Here is a 22,956-nt window from a genome sequence, read left to right as displayed (position 1 = left end):
GTCGTAATCACACAACCCGAACGGGCACGCCAACAGGTTGAGCCGCCCTATTCCGAATGGATTGGTCGCGGGCATTTCGCCGCACCAGAAAGTTATAAAATTTCATCCATTGTGTTGCATTCTTGCGACGTTCGTTTTCAACACTAACAAGGGAGCAACAAAACAGGATTGACCCTGACCGATTGGTCAACCTCCCATTGATGCCATAACGGGTATCAAAAACATCGGGGGCAACTATGGGCCGGTCTACCCAATCGTCGCATTCTTCCCGCAAAGTCAATTGCTTGCGTTTCTTCTTAATGGTTGGTGCCGCCATCGGCGCTATGGGGACAGCCGCCGGCGCCTGGGCTCAGCAGGGCGGGGATGCAACTCCAGCGCCGACCCAGCCAGCGCAGGTGGCACAGGCCGCTCAGCAGCCGGCCGACACCGCCGACACCGGCACGCAGCAGACGACCTCCCTCAATGAAATCGTCATCACCGGCTCCCGCATCAAGCGCGCCAACTTCGATACCATGCAGCCGGCCGAAGTCCTGGGCGCCGACGAGATCGCCAAGCGTGGCTTCACCAACCTGGGTCAGGCGCTGCAAGAACTGCCGGCCTTCAGCGTGCCGGCCAACAGCCCGGTGGGCAGTCAGGGTTCCTTCGGCGCCGGCCAGACCTACGTCAACCTGTACAATCTCGGCTCCCAGCGCACCCTGACCCTGGTCAACGGCCGCCGTTTCGTCTCCTCCGACAGTTCCTCCATCTTCGGCGCCGTCGCCGGCAGCCCGGTGGACCTATCGGCCATCCCCACGTCGCTGGTTGAGCGTGTGGATGTGATAGCGGTGGGTGGTGCGCCCACTTACGGCTCTGACGCCATCGCCGGCACCGTCAACATCATCCTGAAAAAGGATTACCAGGGCGCCGACGTCAGCGTGTCCAGCGGCCTGTCGGAATATGGCGACGCCGCTGACTACAATGCGTCGGCCGTACTGGGCCGGAACTTCAACAACGGCCGCGGCAACATCACCGTCGCCGTCCAGTATGACAAACAGAATGGCCTGACGGACGAGGATCGCAAGGGGACGGCCGGCGGCGCCGGCAACTTCTTCGGTAGCGCCACCAAGGGCCATACATTTACCCAACAACTGTACTCTGGCGGTGAGCACTACAACGTCTTCACCAACACCGGTATGCCCATGGTGGACGACGGCGTGCCCATTTCCCGGGGTATAGCCTCGTCCGCCATCACCAATGACACCGGACAGGCCCTGTACTTCGGCCCCAACGGCCAGCTGACGCCCTTCATTAACGGTCAGCTGACGGGCAGCTCCCTTTATCAGGCGGGCGGCAGCGGCTTCCCCATTGGCGATTTCGGCAATCTGCTGACGGAAAGCAACCGGACCCAGGTCACCCTGCTCAGCCATTACGACCTGACCGACCATATCCGCTTCAACACCGAACTGTGGTATGGCCACCTGCGCGCCGCCAACCTGCGCGACCAGCCCTTCTACAACACCGCCCTGTTCGGCAACGCGGGCGACATCAACGGCAACCTGGCCTTGAGCACGGACAACCCCTATCTAAGCGCCGCCGACCGCCAGACCATCATCAACAACCTGGTGGCCGCGGACGCCGACCCCAGCACCTTTTACATGGCACGCGCCAACACCGACTTGGCCACCGGCGCCTTCCGCACCACGACCAACATCTATCGCGTCGTGTCGGGCTTGGAGGGCGACTTCTCCGCCCTCAACCGCACTTTCAACTGGGAAGTGACGGGCACCTACGGCAAGTCGGAAACGTCGAATGACGACCGGCAGGTGGTCACCCAGAACTTCTTCAACGCCATCAACGCGGTGCGGGACAGCAGCGGCAACATCGTCTGCGCCCCCGGCTACACCAACGCCGCCATCGCCACGCTGAGCAGCACCTGCGCGCCGCTTAACATTTTTGGTATCAATCAGGCGAGCAGGGCGGCAACGGACTACATCACCGCCATCGCCCATCCCAAGCAGAACAACGCCCAGTACGACGTGCTGGCCGACATTGGCGGCACCATTATCAACCTACCGGCCGGCGACGCCAAGTTCTCCGCCGGTTATGAATACCGCCGGGAAACAACAGCTTTCGACCCCGGCGCCTTCTATTATGGGCAGCCCAACGGCGACGGCACTCGCACCCAATTCGGTAACAGCATTCCCATCGACCCGGTGGCGGGCGAGTACCACACTAATGAGGGCTTCACCGAGGTGACCATTCCGGTCGTGGCACCGAACATGAAGGTACCGCTGATCTACAATCTGGAGCTAGAGGGCTCCGCCCGTTTCGTCGACAACAACCTGACGGGCACCTTTTGGTCCTACACCGGCGGTGGCAGCTACCAGCCCATCCCGGACATCAAGTTCCGTGGCAACTACACCCGGTCGTTCCGCGCCCCGGCCGTGACGGAGGCCTTCAGCCCCACGGGCCAGATCTTCGACACCGCCAACGATCCCTGTGACGCCCGCTACATTAACGGCGGTCCGAACCCGGCCCAGCGCGCCGCCAATTGCGCCGCCGCCGGCATCACCCAGCCTTTCACCTCCAACATCGTCGACTTCACCATCCCAGGCACCAGCTCCGGCAACCCGCATCTGCAGAACGAGATCGCCGACAGCTGGACGGTGGGCACGGTGCTGCGTCCGCGTTATATCCCGGGCCTGACGCTGTCCGCCGATTACATCAGCATCGACATCACCAACGAGATCTCGCAGCTGGGCGCGACGGACCTGCTGGACGCCTGCTATGACGGCGCCCCCGGCAATTCCTTCTGCAGCACCTTCACCCGCGACAGCGCCGGCCAGGTGACGTCGGTGTCGGAGGGCTACTACAACGCGGCCATCGAAAGCTTCAAGGCCTTGCAGGCGGAGTTGAATTACGGCATCAACCTCAGCGAATTCGGGCTACCGGACAATTACGGCGCGGTCGACTTTAGCGTCAATTATCTGCACACCTTTAGTCATTATTACAAGGTGGGCACAGGCGATAAGCAATACACCGTGGGCGGAGTACAAGAACCGCGCAACAACTTCACCGCCAACATCGATTACAAGAACGGTGGATTCGATTTCCTGTGGCAGACTCAGTATTACAGCGAAACCCGCATCAGTGTGAACACGCCACTGTCCAACTACCAGTACCCGGTCATGGACCCGTATGTGATGTACAACGCTTCGGCCGGCTATGAGTTCGAGGGCGGCTATCGCCTTCGCCTCAATGTGGACAACGTGCTGAACTCCCACGTTCCCTCCCCGGGGGCGGGATACAGCACCAGCCGGTACTTCAGTTCCATCCTGGGCCGCTACTATCGCCTGACGGCCGGTTACAAATTCTGATCTCCCGACGGTCAGGAATTTTAAAGATGGCCCGCCTCTGGTACCCGGGGGGCGGGCCATATTCTTTCCACAGCGCTCAGTAGCCCGGGGCGATGGCCAACTTGACCCATCTCAGGGTAGACAAATCGGAACCGGAATAGGATGCTGGGCAGCACCTCATTCGGGTTGTCGATCAACAATCTTTACGCGCATAAAAGTAGCATCGTGACGCCTCGCCCCCTGTCCCCCCTGTCGGCTGTGCCGGCCGCCGCGCTGAGGTTCCTGGACCTCGGACGGGCCCGGCGTGCGCCGCGCGGATGGGCTTGGCTGGTGCTGGCAGCGGTGCTACTGCGCGGGCTGATCCCTGTCGGCTATATGGTCAACACCGGCTCCGGGCCGGCACCCTTCATGCTCTGCCCTGGTGTGCATGACGTGCTGGACCAGGTGATGGCCCCGCAGGATGCCCCGATGCCGGCCGCGCCGCTGGCCCAGGCGCATCACCATCACCCGGATGCCGAGCCCGGCGGCCTGCTGATGCCACCGGGCCATGCCGGCCATCACGGCCACCGGCCGGGCGGCGACCAGGACCATATGGGGCCCTGCGCCTTCGCCGCCCTGGCGGCGCTGGCCGTCCCGCTGCTGCTGCTGATCCTGGCGCTGCCCACGCGGCAGGCGCGGCAAAGCTGGCGGCCCAGCACCCGGGCCCGCCGTTTCATCTCGCGCCTGCCCGGCACCCCCGGCGCCCGCGCCCCGCCCCTGGCCGCCTGAGCCTGGGGCACCCTGCGGTCAGCGGCCTTTCCACCCCCGGGCATCCCCGACATCGCCCGCCGTCCGGCCTCTTTCCGGGACCGGCGACGGCACCCCTGTCCTGAACGGCCGTATCCGCGCCGCCCGGCACCGTCCCGGGCCGCCGCCGGCCGCCCCCGAAGGGATTGCCTTCATGGTATGCCTATCCCGGCGCCCGTCGCGCCGCCCGCTCACCGCCGCCATCGCCTTGGGCGTCGGCCTGCTGGGCATGGTTCCGCCTGCCTCGTCCCTGGCCGCCCCAGTGTCAGAGGCCGACGCGGACCTTGCCACCAACCCCATCGTCATCACCGCCGACCGGCCGGCGCTGGAGAAATACGCCGCCCCCCAGACCAGCGTCGGCGTCACCGGCGCCACGGTCATGGAGACCCAGAACGTCCTGGACAGCGAGGACGCGCTGAAATACCTGCCCAGCCTGTTCCTGCGGAAGCGTAACAACGGCGACACCCAGGCGGTGCTGGCCACCCGCACCTGGGGCGTGAACTCCAGCGCCCGCACCCTGGTCTATGCCGACGACGTGCTGATCTCGGCCCTGGTCGCCAACAACAACACCATCGGCGCCCCGCGGTGGGGCCTGGTGGCGCCGGAGGAGATCGCGCGGGTCGACGTGCTGTACGGCCCCTATTCCGCCGCCTATGCCGGCAACTCCATGGGCGGGGTGGTGCGGATCACCACCCGCACGCCCGAGAAACTGGAGGCCGACGCCCGCCAGTCGGAAGCGGTGCAGAGCTTCGGCCTTTATGGCACGCACAAGGACCTGGTGACCTCGCAGACCAGCGCCCATGTCGGCGACCGGATGGGGCCCTTCACCTGGTCGCTGAGCGCCAACTACCAGGACAGCGACAGCCAGCCGTTGAGCTTCGTCACCAACGGCAAGGTGCCCACCGGCACCAGCGGCACCTTCCTGGCGCAGAACAAGACGGGGGCCGTGGCCGACGTCGTGGGCGCCAGCGGCCTGCTGCACACCCAGATGACCAACGCCAAGCTGAAGCTGGGGTATGACCTGACGCCGGTCTGGCGGCTGGATTACACGCTGGGGTATTGGCAGAACGACGCGACGTCGGACGTGCAGACCTATTTGCGCGATAGCGCCGGCGCCGCCACCTTCGCCGGCCTGTCCGGTTTCGCCAGCGGCAAGTACAGCCTGTGGCAAAGCCATCTGGCGCAAAGCGTCACCCTGCGCAGCGATAGCAAGGGCCCCTGGGACGCGGAGGTGACGGCCAGCCATTACGAGATGCTGGACGACATTCAGCGCACCCCCACCGGGGTGACCGCCAGCGGCACCGGCTTCAGCACCGCCGGCCGCATCGCCCGTATGGACGGCACCAACTGGACGAACGTGGACGCCAAGGCCCTGTGGCGCACCACGCCGTCCAACACCGTCAGCGCCGGCCTGCACGCCGACCAGTATGAGTTGGTCAACCCCACCTACGGTACCACCACCTGGCAAGGCGGCAGCGACCAGGGCCAGGGCCTGTACAGCAGCGGCCGGGGCAAAACCCAGACCCTGGCCCTGTGGGCGCAGGACGAATGGACCTTCCTGCCCGACTGGACCGTCACCCTGGGCGGGCGGCTGGAACGCTGGCAGGCCTTCGACGGCTATAACTACAGCGGCGGCAAGGGGGTGGAGCAGCCGGATACGGAGACGGGCGCCTTCTCGCCCAAGGCGACCCTGACCTGGACGGCCGCCCCCGACTGGCACGTCACCGCGTCGTTCGGGGAGGCCTACCGCTTTCCCACGGTCAGTGAGCTATACCAGCTGGTGCAGACGGGGACGACCTATACCGCGCCCAACGCCACCCTGAAGCCGGAACGGGTGTTGAGCGGCGAATTGGCGATCGAGCACACTTTCATCGATGGCCGTATGCGCCTGTCGCTGTTCCAGGAGAACACGCGCGATGCCCTGATCGCCCAGACCGCCTTCCTGACGGGGGCCACGCCGGTCAGCTACACCGTGAACGTGGATGAGGTGCGCAACCGCGGCGTCGAGCTGGCCGCCAGCCAGCAGGATGTGCTGGTCAAGGGGCTGGAGCTGTCGGGCAGCGTCACCTATGTCGACAGCACCATCCTGTCCGACCCCAACTTCGCCAGCAGCGCCGGCACCACCGCCACGGGCAAGCACGTGCCCTACGTCCCCGACTGGCGCGTCACCCTGGCGGCAACCTACCGGCCGGACGAACAATGGGCCTTCACCGTTGCCGGCCGCTATAGTGGAAAGCAGTATTCGACCCTGGACAATACCGACAGCGTGGCCAAGGTATTCGGCGCCTTTGACAGCTTCCTGGTCGCCGATGTCCACATCAACTACAAGGTGATGGACAATTTGACGCTGGACCTGGGCGTCGACAATCTCAATGATGAGAAGTACTTCCTCTATCACCCCTTCCCGGGGAGGACCTTCTTCGGCGGCCTGAAGGTGTCGCTCTGACGCCCGGTCACGTCACCCGTTTCCCCTTTCATCTCAAGGATACGCCCATGACCTACCGCACCGTCGCGGCCGCCGCCGCCTTCGTCATCGCCCTGGGCCTGGCCGGCACCGCGGCCGCCCACGCCCACCTGAAGCGTTCCGTCCCCACCGCCAGCGGCACCGTCGCCGGCCCCACCCAGGTGGAGGCCTGGTTCACCGAGGATCTGGAGCCCAAGTTCAGCACCATCACTGTCACGGGCCCCGGCCCGAACGGCAAGAAGGTGGACAAAGGCGACACCCACACCGATCCGGCGGACGCCAAGCACCTGATCGTCGGCATCGACGGGGCCGCCCCCGGCACCTACACGGTGACCTGGGCCGTCACCTCGGTCGACACCCACAAGTCCAATGGCAGCTTCACGTTTGAGGTTCAGAAGTAAGGCGTCTAAACCCATCTTATGAACACGTTGGAAACCGGCCTGGCCATCGCCCGGGCAATGCATCTCGCCCTGGCGCTGGCCGCCTGGGCCCTGCCCGCCTTCGCCGCCCTGGTGGTGGCGAAGGCGCCCGCGGGCCCCGCCCGTGACGACCTGACCGCCACCCTGCGCCGCTGGACGCGCGGGGCGGCGGGAACAGCCGTCGCGGCCGGGCTGCTGTGGTTCGCCGCGCAGGCGGCCGTGTTCGTGGGTGACGACAACCCCGCCGCCGTGCTGGGTGCGCTGGCTGCCACGGCGGCGACCCGTTACGGGCATATCGTGTTGCCCCGCCTGGCGTTGCTGGTCGCGGCGGTGGTCCTGGAAAAACGGTTGTCGGTGCAAAGGCTGGCCGGCCTGCTGGGCCTGTCGCTGGCGCTGCACGCCGGCGTCGGCCATGTCGCCGTCACCTTTGATACCGCCAGCATGCCCGGGCTGATGGCGGAGGTGTTGCACCTGCTGGCGGCCGGCGCCTGGCTGGGCGGCATGGTCGGGCTGCTGCTGGCCCTGTCGCGTCCGGCGCTGGCGGCCGACCTGGCCGTGCGTTTCTCCCCTTTGGGCGTCACCTGCGTCACCCTGCTGGCCGCCACCGCCCTGCTGAACGGCGTGGGGTTGATCGGCAATCTGGCCGGCCTGATCGGCACCACCTACGGCCACATCGCCATCGCCAAGGCCGGCCTGTTCGCCCTGATGCTGGGCTGCGCGGCGCTGAACCGCTGGCGCATCGCGCCGGGCCTGGCGCAGGGAAAGGTGCCGCTGGGCATCCTGCGCACCTGTGTGCTGGTGGAACTGGGCCTGGGCGTGGCCGTGGTGGCGCTGGCGGCCTGGCTGGCCAGCATCGTGCCGGGGGTGCATGACCAGCCGCTATGGCCTTTCGCCCGCAAGCTCAGCGGCGAAATCCTGTCCGATCCCGATTACGGCGGCTTGGCATGGAAAGCCATCGCGCTGTCCGGCCTGGGCGCCCTGGCTCTGATCCTGGCCGTCGTGCCGCCCCGGCCGGGGGCTTGGCGCCGCCCCGCCTTGGCCCTGCGCCTGCCAGCCCTGGTGGCCGGCGGCACCGCCCTGTGGTTTGGCGTGCCCGACCTGGATCTGCTGACGGTGGAAGCCTTCCCCACCAGCTACTGGTCCTCCCCCACAGGGTTCACCGCCGCCTCGGTGGCGCAGGGGGCAGCCCTGTTCCCCAGCCATTGCGCCCGCTGCCACGGCACCGGTGGTGCCGGCGATGGACCGGATGCGGCCAAGCTCAGCATCCCGCCCGCCGACCTGACGGCCCACCATCTGCTGGACCACAGCCCAGGCGACATCTTCTGGTGGCTGAGCCACGGCATGCCCGACCCCGACGGCAAGCCGGTCATGCCGGCCTTCGAGGGTCAACTGTCGGAAGATGACCGCTGGGCCCTGATCGACTACATCCACACCCTGAACAGCGGCACGACGGTGGCGGAGGCCAAGGGCGTGTGGACCTGGGGCATGCCGGCGCCGGAACTGGACCTCACTTGCCCGGCCGACAGCGCCCTGGTCAAGGCCGGCAGCCTGGCCGACCTGGCCGGCCATCCCCTGCTGCTGGCCATCGGCTATGGCGACGTCCCCGCCCAGGCCCTTGCGGCGGTGCGAGCGACGCCGGTGGTGCCGGTCATCGTCAGCACCAACCCGGACCAGGCCCCGCCCGCCTCGGCCTGCGGCAGCACCAGTCCGGAAGCGGCCGTGGCCTACCGCACCATCGGCGGCGCGCCGGAGGGCCCCCTGCTGGTGCTGGTGGACAGCCGGGGCGCCCTGCGCACGGTCTGGCAAGGCCCCTTCCCGGCCACGCCGGCCGCCATCGCCGTTTTGGTGGCCAAGGCGGAGGAAGCCGAAGGCCATCCCTTCGCCACCGGCGGCGGGCACCATCATCACTGAGATGTTAATGATTAAAGGGCGCAAGGGCCTTGTCGTCCCCCAGGCGCGCAGGTCGCTACCCCCAAACCCGTATTCCCGGTGACATACCCAATCCGGAATCGGGCCCTGAGGCTTGCCCGACAGCAGACCGCACCCTATCCGAATCCGTCATTTCATGAACAACGACAGCGGATTTGGAACGATCATGACGATCTCTTCTCGTTATCATTCCATTAAGGCAAGGAACTACCGGGCAGTACTGATGGTGGCCCTGCCGTTATTGGCGGCGACCCCGGCGCTGGCCGCCGGCGACGTGCCCGGTTCCAAGGACCATCCGCTGGTCTCGCGCTTCGCCGGCGCCACCATCACCGCCTATGAACACAAGGACTTCGATGAGGCCTTCCTGCCCGACCGGCCGGTGAAGGACGAAGACAAGGCCGAGGGCCTGCACCTGGAAGGCAAGGTGACCCGCGTCTGGTACACCATCGCCGCCGGCAAATCGACGCTGGAGGTGGAGCGCAATTATCAGGACGCGCTGCAGAAGGCCGGCTTCCAGATGATGTTCCGCTGCGCCAAGGAAGAATGCGGCGACGATTTCCAGCGCCTGGTCATCAACTCCGGCAAGGTGCTGACCCCAGGCAAGGGCAGTGCCGCCTTCGGCGGCGCCCACCGCACCATTCTGGCAAAGCTGCCCCGGCCAACCGGCGACGCCTACGTCTTCCTGCACATCATGGAAGACAACTCCAACCAGCGCACCCTGGTGAATGAGGAGGTGGTGGAGATCCAGCCCATGCAGACCGGCCAAGTGCAGATCATGGACAGCGGCACCATGAAGAACAGCCTGGCCAGCAGCGGCAAGGTCGCGCTCTACGGCATCTACTTCGACACCGACAAGGCGGAGGTGAAGCCGGAATCCAAGGCCCAACTGGATGAGATGGCCAAGCTGCTGAACAGCAACCCGGCCCTGAAGGTCTACATCGTGGGCCACACCGACAGCCAGGGGCAATTCGCCCACAACCTGGACCTGTCGCAGAGGCGGGCGGACGCGGTGGCGCAATCCCTGACCGGCACCTACCACATCGCGCAAGGGCGCCTGGCGGCCAAGGGCGTCGCGTCGCTGGCCCCCATCACCACCAACGACAGCGACGACGGCCGGGCGCAGAACCGGCGGGTGGAACTGGTGCAGCAGTAGCTGGGATCAGGCGGTGCCGGTGTCGGCCCTCGTCCCTCTTTGGGAAATGGATATTTCCGCTGTGGAGCTATTGGCGGCACCCATAGATACCGGCACCCACCCCCGCCGAACCCATCGGTTTCATCCATACATGCAATGGATAGGAACGGTTTTTAACGGCGCGGCCGGCCCCCTAGATTTCAGGCTGGATCGCCCCACGAGAGAGGGCGGAACCCTACTCGGGAGACGAACGCCTCATGAATATCATCGGACCGGACGCCCTGGTGTTCGGGGTCGACGATGTCGACGCCTGCAGCCAATACCTGACGGATTACGGCCTGATGCCGACCGGTGACGGCCGGTTCGAGGCGCTGGACGGCACCTGCGTCATCATCCGCGCCGTCGACGACCCCCGCCTGCCACCGGCCATCGGCCCCGCCCCGTCCATCCGCGAGATCGTCTACGGCGTCGGGGATACCAAGACGCTGGAGGCCATCGCCGCCGAACTGTCCAAGGACCGCGAGGTGCGCCGCGGCGAGGGCGGCAGCGTGCACGCCGACGACGATTCCGGCTTCCACCTCAGCTTCGCCCTGACCATCCGCCGGCCCTTCACCGCGCCCGCCGACCTGACCAACGCGCCCGGCCACCCGCCCCAGCGCGGACCCAACCTGCTGGGCATTGACGTCGACATGAAGGTGGAGCCACGCACCCTGTCGCACGTCGTGCTGTTCGTGCCCAATATGGAGGAGGCGGAAGCCTTCTACGTGAACCGCCTGGGCTTCCGCCTGACGGACAAGTTCACCGGCGTCGGCCCCTTCCTGCGCCCAGCCGGGACCGAGGATCACCACACCCTGTTCCTGATCCAGACCCCGCCGTTCATGAAGGGGGTGGAGCATTTCACCTTCCACCTGGGCAGCGGGACGGAGGTGCTGCTCGCCGGCACCCAGTTCCAGGCCAAGGGCTACACCAGCTTCTGGGGTCCCGGCCGCCACCTCTTCGGGTCCAACTGGTTCTGGTACTTCAACAGTCCCCTGGGCTGCCACGTGGAGTATGACGCCGACATGGACCTGCACGACGACAGCTGGGAGACCCGCCACCGCCCGATCGGCGCCGACACGTCGCAGCTGTTCCTGTTCACCGCGCGGGAGAAGTGGTTCCCCAGCGGCCCGCCCCCCAAGGGCGGCGCGCACTGAGATGGCCACCGTGCCGCAAGCCCCCGGGGAAAGCACCCCGGGGGACGCACCCGCCCCGCCCCCTCGCACCCCGCTGTGTCCCCTGGACGCCCTGCCGCCAGTGGGCCACGCACGGGGGTTCGACCCGGCAAAATCCGGCCGCGATACGGTGTTCGCGCTGCGCCGCAACGATGGCATACGGGTCTACCATAACCACTGCCCCCACCAGGGCGTGCCGCTGGAATACCGCAAGGACCGCTTCCTGTCCGGTGATGGCCAGCGCGTCCTCTGCTACGCCCACGGCGCCCATTTTGATGCCGACAGCGGCCTGTGCACCGATGGCCCCTGCCGTGGCATGTCATTGACCTCCCTGCCCTTGGTGGTCGAGGATGGCTGGCTGTACCTGGCCCTCCCCCCCGACAGCCCCGTCCTGCGCTGATCCCGCGTCCCGGCACCGTTACCGGCACCGTCATAAGACGTTCAGCCGAAGGCGAAATGTCGCATCCCCAACCCTAAGTCGCGTCCCGTACGCTTTCCCCAAGAGCAAAACGTGCTGCAAGCGCGAAACGGGAAAAATAGGGATAAATCACCACGAAGCGACCCAGAGCGTATCGAAACGATAATCTGGGAGACTTCATATGGGATTTTGCGGCGATGCGCGGGCTTCCGCGCATGAAGGACCACGTGCGCGCGTCTTTACTGCCCTGACTCTTCTGGCCGGCACGTCGCTGGCCTCCATTCCGATGGCGTCGGGGGCCTGGGCCGCGACGGCGCCCGCCGACGCGGACAACCTCAGCGAGATCATCGTCACAGGCACGCGCCGCATCGACCGTTCGGTGGCCGACAGCCCCTCGCCCGTCGACGTCTTCACGCCGGAGGATCTGGAGCGCCAGGCGGGCAGCGACACGCAGGACCTGATCCGCACCCTGGTCCCCTCCTTCAACGTCGGCCATTTTTCCAGCGACGACGGCTCGGGCATCGTGCGGCCGCCGACCCTGCGCGGCCTGCCGCCGGATGAAACCCTGGTGCTGATCAACGGCAAGCGCTTCCACCGCTCGGCCCTGGTGCAGATCGCCGGGGACGCCCAGACCTCGGGCTCCCAGGGTGCGGATCTGAACCAGATCCCGGCCATCGCCATCAAGCAGCTGGAGGTGCTGCGCGACGGCGCCTCCGCCCAATACGGGTCGGACGCCATCGCGGGCGTCATGAACTTCACCCTGAAGGATGCCGCCGATGGCGGCAGCGTCATCGTGCAATGGGGCCAGGACTATGCCGGCGACGGCGCCACCGGCCACATCCAGGTGAATTCCGGCCTGCCCCTGGGCGACAAGGGCTTCGTCAACATCAGCGCCGAATACCAGAAGAACGACCCCACGGACCGGGGTGTGGAGCGCAGCGACGTCACCGACCTGAAGGCATCGGGCTACAACCCCGGCCCCAAGGGCTATCCGACGCCCAACCAGCGCTGGGGCGACAACGCGGTGGAGGCGGAGCGGCTGTTCATCAACAGCGGCATCGACCTGACCGACAATTCCAAGATCTACCTGTTCGGCAACTTCGGCCACAGCAACGAGAAGGAAAGCTTCTACTACCGCGACCCGGTCAGCAGCTGGCTGGGCACGACCTTCCCCCTGACCAGCGGCGGCAATTTCTCCTGGGCCAGCGTCTACCCCGGCGGCTACCACCCCTGGTTCTACCGTGACATCCTGGATAGCAGCATCACTGGCGGCTATAAGACCACGCTCAAATCCGGCCTGATCATCGACGCCAGCGCCAGCTATGGCCGGGATGAGGTGCGCTACAACCTGACCAACACGGTCAACCCCTCGCTGGGCCCCGTCAGCCCCACCCAGTTCTATGTGGGCACCCAGACGCAGGAGGAGACGGACCTTAACCTGGACCTGACCTACCCGGTCGCCATCAGCTGGCTGGCCAGCCCCCTGACCCTGGCCGGCGGCGCCGAATACCGGCGCGAGACCTATACCATCACCCCGGGCGACGCGGCCTCATACACCTCCGGCGCCTATGCCGCCTACGTGCCGGTGGGGTCCAACGGCATGCCGGGCTTCACCCCCACCGACGCCGGCCAGTTCCCGCGCAGCAACTACGCCTTCTACGCCGACGCCGAAGCGGACGTGATCAAGGATTTGAGCCTGGGCTTCGCCCTGCGTTACGAGGATTTCAGCGACTTCGGCAACACCACCAACTGGAAGGTCACCGGCCGCTACCAGCTGACCGACTGGGTCGCCGTGCGCTCCTCCGTCAATACCGGTTTCCGCGCGCCGACGCCGGGCCAGGAGAACGTGTCGAAGGTCACCACCATCTTCCAGAACGGCAACCCGGTGGAGCAGGGCACCTACCCGGTGGGCAGCGCCATCGCCCGCTATTACGGCGCCCAGGCGCTGAAGCCCGAGACATCGTTCAACATCGCCGGTGGCCTGGTCTTCGACCTACCCTACAAGGTCAACCTGACGGTCGACTACTACAACATCAAGGTCGAGGACCGCATCGGCATCACCAGCACTTATTCGGTGACGGCGGCCGACATCGTGGCCCAGCCGGCGCTGGCGGCCGTGGGTGTGGGCGGCCAGGTGAACTACTTCGCCAACGGCTTCGACACCCGCACCCAAGGTGTCGACATCGTCGCCAACAAGACCTTCGACCTGGAGACGGCTGGTGAGCTGCACGCCACGGCGGCCATGAACATCAACCACACGGTCGTCACCAAGTACAACCCCACGGTCATCGGCCTGGGCCAGGTGCAGGACCTGCAGAACGAAAGCCCGCACTACCGCGCCACGCTGACCGGCGTGTGGGACATCGGCAAGTTCAGCATCCTGGGCCGCGCCAGCTATTTCGGCGCGTGGCAGGACAACGTCAGCATCTGCGGCACCACCTGCCTGGGCCAGAACTTCGACCCCGCCTGGGTCTTCGACGCCGAGGTCTCATACAAGGTGCTGGACGACCTGACCGCCAGCATCGGCGGCCAGAACGTGGGCGACAAATACCCCGCCAAGATCCGGCCGGAGTTCGGCACCTATGGCGTCGGCCAGCAGTACTCCTTCAGCAGCCCCTACGGCTACGACGGCGGCTATTATTATGTGCGCCTGAAATACGATTTCTGATGACAGGAACCGCCCCGCCCCGGGCGTACCACCAGGGCGGGGCGTTCGTCCCCAGTCCCCTTCCTCGGGTTGGCCCCCTGGAAGGCACCTCAGGGCCGCCGGACTTCCCGCCGGCGGCCCTTTTTTAGGTGACAGAAATAGCGGGAGCGCCATCGGAGAAAGGGAATCCCACCCTTCGTCAAGGGAACGCGCCCAGCCCACGACTGATCGGCACCCAGCCTCCGACGATACGGCATTGAATGAGGCCAATCTTAAGACAATGTTAACGATTATCTTTGGTTTATTACTTTGAAATAGGCGCCGATTTGTAAATCGAATCCCACCGAGAACATATCCGTTGGTATATGATCAAGGCAATTAACCATTCTCCCTTGATCTGGATCACCTTATAACGATCCTACCTATGTATTTTTCCCTGGATAGACGCCGACTTCGCCGGCCCCCATGATCCAGGAAGCTGCCATGCGTTTCAAATCCTTACAAACCAAGATCAGTTTACTTTCCGCCCTGTGCGTCTTGGGAGCGACGGGCGCCCTGGTTGGCTATGGACTGGTCGCGTCCAGCAACACCAAGGCCTTCGTTGGTGAGCAAGTCGGGGAACTGACGGATAGCAAGACGCGGGAGGGTCTGCAGACCCTGGCCTCCACCCAGGCCGGCATCATCCGCTCCACCCTCGATGGGGCGTTCGACAGCGCCCGTGACATGGCCCGCACGTTCGAGGTTCTGGCCAACGCCCAGGACAAGGTCGGCACCGCGCCAGCCCTGCGGCGCGCGCAGTTCAACGCCGTCCTGCTGAATGTCCTGAAGGCCAACCCCCGGTTCAACGGGACCTACAGCGCCTGGGAGCCCGATGCCCTGGACGGCCAGGACACCGCCTTCAAGGACCGGCATGACGTGGGTTCCGACGCCACGGGACGCTTCCTGCCCTATTGGACACGCGACGCCTCGGGCCATGTCGCGATCCAGCCGCTGGTGGAATATGACAGCCATGAGCTGCATCCCAACGGCGTCATGAAGGGCGGCTGGTATATCGGGCCCCAGGGCGGCGGCGGCGAAAGTATCCTGGATCCCCTGCCCTACATCGTGCAGGGCAAGAACGTCTATCTGGCCACCATGTCGGTGCCAATCACGATCGACGGCAAATTCCGCGGCGTCGCCGGTGCCGACTTCGACCTGTCGTTCGTGCAGCAACTGGCCGAACAGGTGAAGGCCTCCGTCTTCGGCGGCAAGGCGTCGGTCACCATCATCAGCCATATGGGCCTGATCGTCGCGTCCAGCGAACATCCGGACGCCATCGGCAGCTCCTTCGAGCGCTTCGACCACAACTGGCAGGCCGACCTGGCGGTCATCCAGGCCGGCAAGCAGCAGGTGACGATGGACGCGGCGTCCAACTCCATCAAGGCGTTCGCCCCCATCACCCTGGGCCGGACCAAGACGCCCTGGTCCGTGCTGGTGGACGTGCCGCGGGCGGTGGCGATGGCGGAGGCGACGGCCCTTGACGGCGCGCTGCAGCGGCGCGGCAACCGCGACACGGCGCTGCAGCTGGTCGTGGCCCTGGCCATCGCCGCCGGCGCGGTTGGCGGCATGTGGTTCGTCGCCCGTGGCATCGCCCGTCCCATCCGCGCCAGCGCCCACTTCGCCGAGGACGTCGCCGCCGGCCGGGCCGACAAGGATCTGGTGGTCGATCAGTTGGACGAGACCGGAACCCTGGCGCAGGCCCTGAACAAGATGGCGGCCGACCTGAAGCGGGCCGAGGAGGAACGCGGCGCCATGCAGGCCGCCGCCGAAGCGGAACGGCGCGAAACCTTGGGCCGGATGGCGAGCGAGCTGGAGGCCAGCGTCAAGGCGGTGGTGGCCAGCCTGGGCGGCGCCGCCCAACAGATGGGCGGTGCCGCCACCAGCATGACCGCCACGGCGGACCAGACCAACAGTCAGGCCAACCTGGTCGCCGAAGGCTCGCAAGAAGCCAGCGCCAATGTGCAGACAGTCGCCGCCGCCACCGAGGAACTGTCCGTCTCGATCAAGGAGATCGCCAGCCAGGTGGCCAAGTCCACCACCATCGCCACGGACGCGGTGCGCACGGCGGACGCGGCCAACGTCCAGATCATGGGGTTGACCACAGCGGCCGAGAAGATCGGCAACGTGGTGGAGCTGATCTCCTCCATCGCGGGACAGACCAACCTGCTGGCGCTGAACGCCACCATCGAGGCGGCACGGGCGGGTGACGCCGGCAAGGGCTTCGCCGTCGTGGCGTCGGAAGTGAAAAGCCTGGCCAACCAGACGGCCAAGGCGACCGACGAGATCGCCCAGCAAATCGCCAACATGCAGCAGGTGGCGCGGGAATCGGCGACCAGCATCCAGGGCGTGGGCCGGGTGATCGAGGAGATGCGCAGCATCACCACGGGCATCGCGTCGGCGGTGGAGGAGCAGAACGCGGCCACGGCCGAAATCGCCCGCAATGTTCAACAGGCGGCCAGCGGAACGCAGGAGGTCACGGTCACCATCCAGGGCGTCACCCAGGCCGCCGCTGACACGCGGGAGGCGGCAAGCCAGGTCATGAAGGTCTCTGGCGAGATTTCCCACGAAACCGGGCGCTTGGGTCAGGCCGTCGACGGCTTCCTGGCCAAGATCCGGGCGGCCTGACATGGCGCGCGTCCGGCCCGGGGACCCTGTCGAAGGCAGGCCGGGGCCGGACGTGACGTCTCTGCGGATGATGCCGCATCATCACCCAAACCGTTAGCGTGCCATCGCATCCTTCGATTTCCCAAATGACTGTCCCCACGTCAGGGTGCCCCGGTGCGTATCGTTGGTGCTTGAAGGCCACCGGCGGACGGCACCACCTACCCGGCCAGAACTTTGAATACGCATCGAACTTAGATGCCGGGAATTCATAAGATTTTGGAGGATCGAGCCGTCAACATTAGCGAATAGAATGCGGGAGATGGGCATATTATTTGTCAAAATAACTTACACAATTAGTATTTACTTAGATGCCATAGATATAATTTTTTTCGCCACCAGGTGAACATAAGTACTTGGATTGTCGGAATTTTGCCCGTTTAATAAAGATAATGCATTTTCGGATCTCTGTATCGCAATCTCCACGTTTCCAACAATTCTCGGCATCAAATCATATCTCCCCTTAGAGTATTCCGGCATATATCCCTTAATCTTTGATATTAAAGATTCGCAGCATGACTTTCCACCCGCCGCCACAAAAGGCTTTGTCGTAAACTCAAAATGCAAAAGCACCCAATATTCGAAGCAAGGTATCGATTTAACGGCAGTCACCTTCAAGGTGCCTCGTTTTTTTCTTGAAATACCGTCTATTTTTGCGCAAGCCGCTTCTAGATTTTTTTCTCGCTCTAGGGTACCTTCTTTATCAAAGACGCAGAATATATTTTCATACGGGCCGTCGTCTTTGTTGCACTCAAGCGCAAACTGCAGCACACTACATGGGTCAGTTCCAGAAACTCCTCCAGAGCCTTTTATTATCACATTACGTGCACGATACTGCCTCGCTAGCGCGTTGAAATAATTTGGCTCAGTTTTAAGGCCCTCGCAAACCACGAGTATTCGACCTAAAGGTTCCCTCGAAGGCAAAGATCTCGAAAGTTCTTTTTGCTGCTTTGGATTTCTCGATAAAATATGCCCCCTATTCTTCATATTCCTCAACACTCCTAATATGCGGGATTCCGCCATATCTTCCGGCTAGGTACGCTTTATGTATAGCGTCATTTTTTCGTATTTTAAATGAGGATAAAGGAAAGAGCTGAGTGGCAAAATTCTCGTCCTTTTCAGTAAGATAAATCTGGTCGTGATGCAAGAGACGGTGAATCATCATACCTGCCTCATGAGAAGTGAAGAGTATCTGACCAGATCCCCTATTTATATCAGGGCGATAGAAAAGGGAAATAAGATGTTGAAAAGCCAAAGAATGAAGATTATTGCTTGGTTCATCAATCACAAGAATATATCCATTCTCTAAAGTTTCAATAATTGCTGACGCCATAGAGAAAAGTCTCTGAGTTCCATCAGACTCTTCCGCGATGGGCAAATAAACCATTTTACCAGACTTGTTTTTTCTCCCAAAGAAAATATCTGCCATCTTAGAATTTGTGTATTTTTTAAGACTTTCTTTGAAATCTTCGGTGAATATAGAAAGAGATGACTTAGGAATTTCCCTCTCATCAACTCTTATGTCCTGAACATCTATGTCAATTTCATTCAGAAAACGTACAATCTTTTTCGAGAACTCGGGAGATTGGCACCGCCTAGCCGTATGGAGAGTCATATCTACAGAGCCCTGCAGAACGCGTAATCTCATTTTGAACCAGCTAAATGCATTGAGAAAGTAGTCCGCATTCAACTGAATTGCAGTGGAGAGAAATAATGCATTTTCCCTAGTGGAGGTTTTCCACACCTCCTTTTGACCTTTTATATTCTGATTTATGTACCAGTTATAATCTCCAACTGATTCATCATATGACCGCTCAAACCACCGTTGCGAGCGCCCCTCATTTGGAGAAGCATAAAGCCACTCTTCCCAAACTTTATGCCTATCAACTACAAATCCATATTGATACCTAATGCCGTCAGATAAAAAAACAATTTCAAACTGACTTCTACCATCTCCATCATCTATATCATAAGCAAAGCTGTTGACATTGATAGCATCTCCGCTTTGAGAATCTTTTGCAGATCCAATTACAAACATCCGCATAAAGCTAAACGCGTTAATGATATTCGATTTTCCGGTGCCGTTTGCGCCGTAAATCCCGACCGCCTTTAGTATATACGGAACGGTTCGATGCCCCGTCTCAAAACTATAATGTCTACGCACGTCTGAAGAGCTACCTGCAGCCATCGAAATGGATTGGGTGGAGGAAATTGATCGGTAGTTAGAGACGGAAAACTCAATCAGCATTTTATCCCCATACCCATCCACATTAAGCGTCCTATTTTGCACATTCTATGCGAAATTGCCTCATAAAATGCCTTGTCCCTATTTCCAAAAGCCAATTATCACCCAAACCGTTAGCGTGCCATCGCATCCTTCGATTTCCCAAATGACTGTCCCCACGTCAGGGTGCCCCGGTGCGTATCGTTGGTGCCTGAAGGCCACCGGCGGACGGCGGGAGGGAAATCGAAGGACGGGCACCAGCCATGCCCCACAGGCGGCCGGCGCGGCACCGCCACCATCCCACCGTCCAGCCCAGTGCCCAGGCCCAGCGCCCCTATCGCGACCAGAGGCCAGGACCCCATGTTCGAATACTTCCCCAAGAATTACGTCTGGAACCTGTCGGTGGACATCGCCATCGAGTCCGGCGCCCAGATCGGTGAGATCGATGAGATGTGTCGGCCGCTGCGCGACGCGGCGGCGCGGGGGGAGGATACCGGCACGGGGGAGTTCCTGAAGCACTGGGTGGCCATGGCCGACAAGCTGGTGGACCTGGCCGCCGAGGATGAGGCCCGGGGCCGCAACTTCTCCGCCGGCACCAAGCTGCAGCGTGCCGCGCTCTATTATACGACGGCGGAGCGCATGCAGGGCCACGGGCACCCGGGCCGCGCCGCCACCTACGCCAAGGCGCAGGACAGCTTCCGCCGCGCCATGGCGCTGGGCAAGGAGAACGCCGAGCGTATCGAGATCCCCTATCAGGGCGGCGTCATCGCCGGCCTGTACACCCGGGCGCCGGGGCCGGGGCCGAAGCCGGTGGTCGTCTACGTCAACGGCCTGGATAGCTGCAAGGAGCTGCTGTACTGGTCCCGCCTGCCGCAGGCGCTGCTGCGCCGGGGCGTCTCCACCCTATGCATCGACCAGCCGGGCAGCGGCGAGGCCCTGCGCCTGCACAACCTGCCCGCCACCCATAAGTCGGAGGAGTGGGCGTCCAAGGTGGTGGATTGGTTGGAGACCCAGCCCGACGCTGATCCCAAGCGCATCGGCCTCACCGGCATCTCCCTGGGCGGCTATTACGCCCCGCGCGCCGTGGCGTTCGAACCGCGCTTCGCCCTGGGCGTCGTCTGGGGCGCCAATCACAACTGGGCAGAGGTGCAGCACAAGCGCCTGGCGCGCGAGGGTGAGAACCCCGTGCCCCATTACTGGGCCCATGTCAGCTGGGTGTTCGGCGCCAAGGACATGGACGACTTCTTCGCCAAGGCCGAGGGCATGAACCTGAACGGCGTGGTGGAGCGTATCAAGGTGCCCTTCCTGGTCACCCATGGCCAGAACGACCGCCAGATCAGCCTGGACTACGCCCACCAGACCTATGACCAGCTGGTCAACAGCCCCAAGCGGGAGCTGAAGATCTTCACCCCGCGCGAGGGCGGCATCGAGCACGTGGGCGTGGACAACATGTCCTACGGCCGCGACTACATCGCCGACTGGATCGCCGAGACATTTGATGGCCAGGTGGGTTGAAGGGGAGAGCAACGATGAAGTTCGCCACCCTGCCCAATGGGACGCGTGACGGCCGTGCCTTGACCAGCAGCGGCCGTGACGGCCGCTTGGCCGTCGTGTCCCGTGATCTGCGCCGCGCCGCCTATGCCGACGGCATCGCCGCCACCCTGCAGGATGCCATCGAACACTGGGACGAGGTCGCCCCGGCGCTCCAGGCCCTCTACGACGCCGTCAACATCGGCCGCGACACCTTCCCGTTCGACGCCGCCCAGGCCCTGGCGCCCCTGCCCCGCGCCTGGCAATGGCTGGACGGTTCCGCCTATCTCAGCCATGGCGAGCTGATGGCCAAGGTGTTCAAGATCGAGAACGTCCAGGGGGCGGAGCCCCTGATGTACCAGGGTATCTCCGACCGTTTCCTGGGGGCGACGGCCGACGTGGCCCTGCCGTCGGAAGCGGACGGCATCGATTTCGAAGGGGAATTCGGTGTCATCACCGGCCCCGTGCCGCTGGGCGTGACGGCGGAGCAGGCGTTGGCCCATGTGCGCCTGGTGGTGCAGATCAACGACTGGTCGCTGCGCGTGCTGGCGCCCCGCGAGATGAAGACCGGCTTCGGTTGGGTGCAGGCCAAGCCGCCCTGCAGCGTGGCCCCGGTGGCGGTGACGCCGGACGAGCTGGGAGAAGCCTGGCGGGAGGGCCGCGTGCACCGGCCGCTGGATGTCTGGTTCAACGGCGCCCGCTTCGGCGCGGCGGACGGCGGGGCCATGGCCTTCGGCTTCCACGAGTTGATCGCCCACGCCGCCCGCACGCGGGATCTGTGCGCCGGCACCGTCATCGGCTCCGGCACCGTGTCCAACGACAGCTACCGCACCGTGGGGTCCAGCTGCATCGCCGAGCGGCGGGGCATCGAGATCCTGGACGAGGGGGAGCCCAAGACCCCCTTCATGCGCTATGGCGACCGGGTGCGCATGGAGGTGAAGCTGGCCGACGGCGCCAGCGTCTTCGGCGCCATCGACCAGCAAGTGGTGCCGGTGCGGCGCTGATCAGGGCGTGCCCTCGCCCTGGCGGGGGTTGCGGGGGTGCGTCCAAGGCCAGCGGTAGGCGTCCTGCGGCTTGGCCGGAATGGGCGCGTCCTCACGCACCAGGGGATGATAGCCCCCGCCGTCCTGACGCCCCAGGGCCGCCAGTTTCGCGGCGGTATCGGCGCTGGGCGCGAAGGCCTGGTCGGCCAGGGCGTCCACCACCGGATGGACCGCCAGGCGCTGCAGCAACGGGGAATTGCCCTGGACCGGCGTGCGGTGGTCGGCCACCAGCGGGCAGGCCGCCCCCTTGGGCAGGTTCAGCGTGCCGGAGTTGGCCTGGAAGAAATAGCGCCCGGCCGTGGCCGGCGTGTGGGCGTAGAGGTCCGCCGCCATGCGCTGGTCGTTCACGGCATCGCCGTCATAAACCTGCCAAGCGCGGATGAGTCCGGTCGGCAGGCTGGCAAGATCTGCATCGCTGGTGCCGTAGCTGTACCAGGGCGCCAGCATCAGAATGAAGCCGCCCCGGCTGCCCCACCCCCGATCCACGAAGGCGCGGCTGGCCAGGAAGGGCACCGCCCCGCCACCGAAGGAATGACCGATGATGCCCGCGCGGCTGAGGTCCATGGCCACCCCTTCCGCCGCCACCGCCGCCGCGAAGCCGTCCCACACGGCGTCGTAGCGCTGGTCCCGCGTCGCGTCGAGGGTGGGATAGGAGGCGAAGACCACCACCGCCCCCCGGCTGACCAGGTGGCGGATCAGCCCTTCATAAAGGGTCCAGCGGTCGGCGCCAAAGCCGTGGACGAACAGGATCACCGGGCTGGGGCCGGGCGCCTGCGCCGGCAGGAAGACCTGCACCTCCCGCCCTGTAGCGGCATTCGGCACGGTATGCTGGACCAGGGCATAGGGCCCATCGACCCCCACCGGCATTCCCCGCGGCGGCACCGCGCCATCGCAAGCCGCCGGCGCCGCGTGCTTATCCCCCCGCAGCGCCTTCACTCCCTGCCGCGCCGCGAAGAAGCAGCCGGCACACAAGGGCAGCAAGGCCGCCAGCACCACCCCCTGCGCGGCCCGCCGCGCCATCGCCCGCTTCATCACGATGCCCTCTCCCAACCCTGGTTACCGGGGTGGTACGGGCGCGCAAGCGGAAAGTTTCCGAGGGACAAACACCTCTTCCTGAT

Annotated in this window: 15 protein-coding genes; 12 read left to right on the top strand and 3 right to left on the bottom strand. The window is 64.2% G+C overall.

Annotated features, from left to right (window positions below; all coding sequences use genetic code 11):
* Nucleotides 1-395 precede the first annotated feature (395 nt).
* The 10 genes from UAA55_RS08730 to UAA55_RS08685 all read left to right on the top strand — a co-directional run bounded on the left by UAA55_RS08730 (nt 396) and on the right by UAA55_RS08685 (nt 17,005).
* Complete coding sequence (locus UAA55_RS08730; protein ID WP_322952297.1) at nt 396-3,356, top strand: TonB-dependent receptor domain-containing protein; 2,961 nt, start codon at nt 396-398, stop codon at nt 3,354-3,356.
* A gap of 204 nt (nt 3,357-3,560) precedes the next feature.
* On the top strand, nt 3,561-4,103 hold the full coding sequence (locus tag UAA55_RS08725; RefSeq protein WP_322952296.1) for a hypothetical protein: 543 nt from the start codon (nt 3,561-3,563) through the stop codon (nt 4,101-4,103).
* A 172-nt stretch (nt 4,104-4,275) separates the two neighbouring features.
* Nucleotides 4,276-6,567 carry a TonB-dependent receptor gene (locus UAA55_RS08720; protein WP_322952295.1) on the top strand — a complete coding sequence of 764 codons (2,292 nt, stop codon included), beginning with the start codon at nt 4,276-4,278 and terminating at the stop codon, nt 6,565-6,567.
* A 47-nt stretch (nt 6,568-6,614) separates the two neighbouring features.
* Nucleotides 6,615-6,986 carry a copper resistance protein CopC gene (locus UAA55_RS08715; protein WP_322952294.1) on the top strand — a complete coding sequence of 124 codons (372 nt, stop codon included), beginning with the start codon at nt 6,615-6,617 and terminating at the stop codon, nt 6,984-6,986.
* A gap of 18 nt (nt 6,987-7,004) precedes the next feature.
* The gene (locus tag UAA55_RS08710; protein WP_322952293.1) at nt 7,005-8,915 is read left to right on the top strand and encodes a CopD family protein; all 1,911 of its coding nucleotides are present in this window, start codon (nt 7,005-7,007) and stop codon (nt 8,913-8,915) included.
* 241 nt (nt 8,916-9,156) lie between these two features.
* Nucleotides 9,157-10,086: an OmpA family protein gene (locus UAA55_RS08705; RefSeq protein WP_322952292.1), complete on the top strand. Its 930-nt coding sequence runs from the start codon at nt 9,157-9,159 to the stop codon at nt 10,084-10,086.
* A 236-nt stretch (nt 10,087-10,322) separates the two neighbouring features.
* Nucleotides 10,323-11,258, top strand: a complete 936-nt coding sequence (locus UAA55_RS08700; protein WP_322952291.1) for a VOC family protein — start codon at nt 10,323-10,325, stop codon at nt 11,256-11,258.
* A 1-nt stretch (nt 11,259) separates the two neighbouring features.
* Nucleotides 11,260-11,676 carry a Rieske (2Fe-2S) protein gene (locus UAA55_RS08695; protein ID WP_322952290.1) on the top strand — a complete coding sequence of 139 codons (417 nt, stop codon included), beginning with the start codon at nt 11,260-11,262 and terminating at the stop codon, nt 11,674-11,676.
* 304 nt (nt 11,677-11,980) lie between these two features.
* Nucleotides 11,981-14,362 carry a TonB-dependent receptor plug domain-containing protein gene (locus UAA55_RS08690; protein WP_322952289.1) on the top strand — a complete coding sequence of 794 codons (2,382 nt, stop codon included), beginning with the start codon at nt 11,981-11,983 and terminating at the stop codon, nt 14,360-14,362.
* 462 nt (nt 14,363-14,824) lie between these two features.
* Complete coding sequence (locus tag UAA55_RS08685) at nt 14,825-17,005, top strand: methyl-accepting chemotaxis protein (protein ID WP_322952288.1); 2,181 nt, start codon at nt 14,825-14,827, stop codon at nt 17,003-17,005.
* 339 nt (nt 17,006-17,344) lie between these two features.
* On the opposite strand, the gene UAA55_RS08680 is transcribed toward UAA55_RS08685, so the two are convergent.
* Nucleotides 17,345-18,028 (bottom strand): RloB family protein, encoded by a 684-nt coding sequence (locus UAA55_RS08680; protein WP_322952287.1) that lies wholly within the window; start codon nt 18,026-18,028, stop codon nt 17,345-17,347.
* On the bottom strand, nt 18,018-19,289 hold the full coding sequence (locus UAA55_RS08675; RefSeq protein ID WP_322952286.1) for an AAA family ATPase: 1,272 nt from the start codon (nt 19,287-19,289) through the stop codon (nt 18,018-18,020). The genes UAA55_RS08680 and UAA55_RS08675 overlap by 11 nt, the downstream gene beginning before the upstream one ends.
* Before the next feature lie 336 nt (nt 19,290-19,625).
* On the opposite strand from UAA55_RS08675, the gene UAA55_RS08670 reads away from it, so the two are divergent.
* Together UAA55_RS08670 and UAA55_RS08665 are read left to right on the top strand one after the other, a co-directional pair.
* The gene (locus UAA55_RS08670) at nt 19,626-20,780 is read left to right on the top strand and encodes an alpha/beta hydrolase family protein (protein ID WP_322952285.1); all 1,155 of its coding nucleotides are present in this window, start codon (nt 19,626-19,628) and stop codon (nt 20,778-20,780) included.
* A 14-nt stretch (nt 20,781-20,794) separates the two neighbouring features.
* On the top strand, nt 20,795-21,799 hold the full coding sequence (locus tag UAA55_RS08665; RefSeq protein ID WP_322952284.1) for a fumarylacetoacetate hydrolase family protein: 1,005 nt from the start codon (nt 20,795-20,797) through the stop codon (nt 21,797-21,799).
* Here the strand turns inward: UAA55_RS08665 and UAA55_RS08660 are convergent, their stop codons facing one another.
* Nucleotides 21,800-22,873 carry an alpha/beta hydrolase gene (locus tag UAA55_RS08660; protein WP_463667846.1) on the bottom strand — a complete coding sequence of 358 codons (1,074 nt, stop codon included), beginning with the start codon at nt 22,871-22,873 and terminating at the stop codon, nt 21,800-21,802.
* Nucleotides 22,874-22,956: the final 83 nt, after the last annotated feature.

Origin of the sequence: Nitrospirillum guanabarense (assembly GCF_034653355.1) — a bacterium.
Taxonomy (GTDB): domain Bacteria; phylum Pseudomonadota; class Alphaproteobacteria; order Azospirillales; family Azospirillaceae; genus Nitrospirillum.
The sequence above is the reverse complement of the archived record's forward strand: the minus strand, read 5'-3'. Positions and strand labels throughout refer to the sequence as shown.

Bases quoted from the DNA above. Each gene is read 5' to 3' on its own strand.
- UAA55_RS08675 (WP_322952286.1), bottom strand. From the start codon at position 19,289: ATGCTGATTGAGTTTTCCGTCTCTAACTACCGATCAATTTCCTCCACC.
- UAA55_RS08705 (WP_322952292.1), top strand. From the start codon at position 9,157: ATGGTGGCCCTGCCGTTATTGGCGGCGACCCCGGCGCTGGCCGCCGGC.
- UAA55_RS08695 (WP_322952290.1), top strand. From the start codon at position 11,260: ATGGCCACCGTGCCGCAAGCCCCCGGGGAAAGCACCCCGGGGGACGCA.
- UAA55_RS08685 (WP_322952288.1), top strand. From the start codon at position 14,825: ATGCGTTTCAAATCCTTACAAACCAAGATCAGTTTACTTTCCGCCCTG.
- UAA55_RS08710 (WP_322952293.1), top strand. From the start codon at position 7,005: ATGAACACGTTGGAAACCGGCCTGGCCATCGCCCGGGCAATGCATCTC.
- UAA55_RS08720 (WP_322952295.1), top strand. From the start codon at position 4,276: ATGGTATGCCTATCCCGGCGCCCGTCGCGCCGCCCGCTCACCGCCGCC.
- UAA55_RS08700 (WP_322952291.1), top strand. From the start codon at position 10,323: ATGAATATCATCGGACCGGACGCCCTGGTGTTCGGGGTCGACGATGTC.
- UAA55_RS08665 (WP_322952284.1), top strand. From the start codon at position 20,795: ATGAAGTTCGCCACCCTGCCCAATGGGACGCGTGACGGCCGTGCCTTG.
- UAA55_RS08715 (WP_322952294.1), top strand. From the start codon at position 6,615: ATGACCTACCGCACCGTCGCGGCCGCCGCCGCCTTCGTCATCGCCCTG.
- UAA55_RS08670 (WP_322952285.1), top strand. From the start codon at position 19,626: ATGTTCGAATACTTCCCCAAGAATTACGTCTGGAACCTGTCGGTGGAC.
- UAA55_RS08690 (WP_322952289.1), top strand. From the start codon at position 11,981: ATGGCGTCGGGGGCCTGGGCCGCGACGGCGCCCGCCGACGCGGACAAC.
- UAA55_RS08680 (WP_322952287.1), bottom strand. From the start codon at position 18,028: ATGAAGAATAGGGGGCATATTTTATCGAGAAATCCAAAGCAGCAAAAA.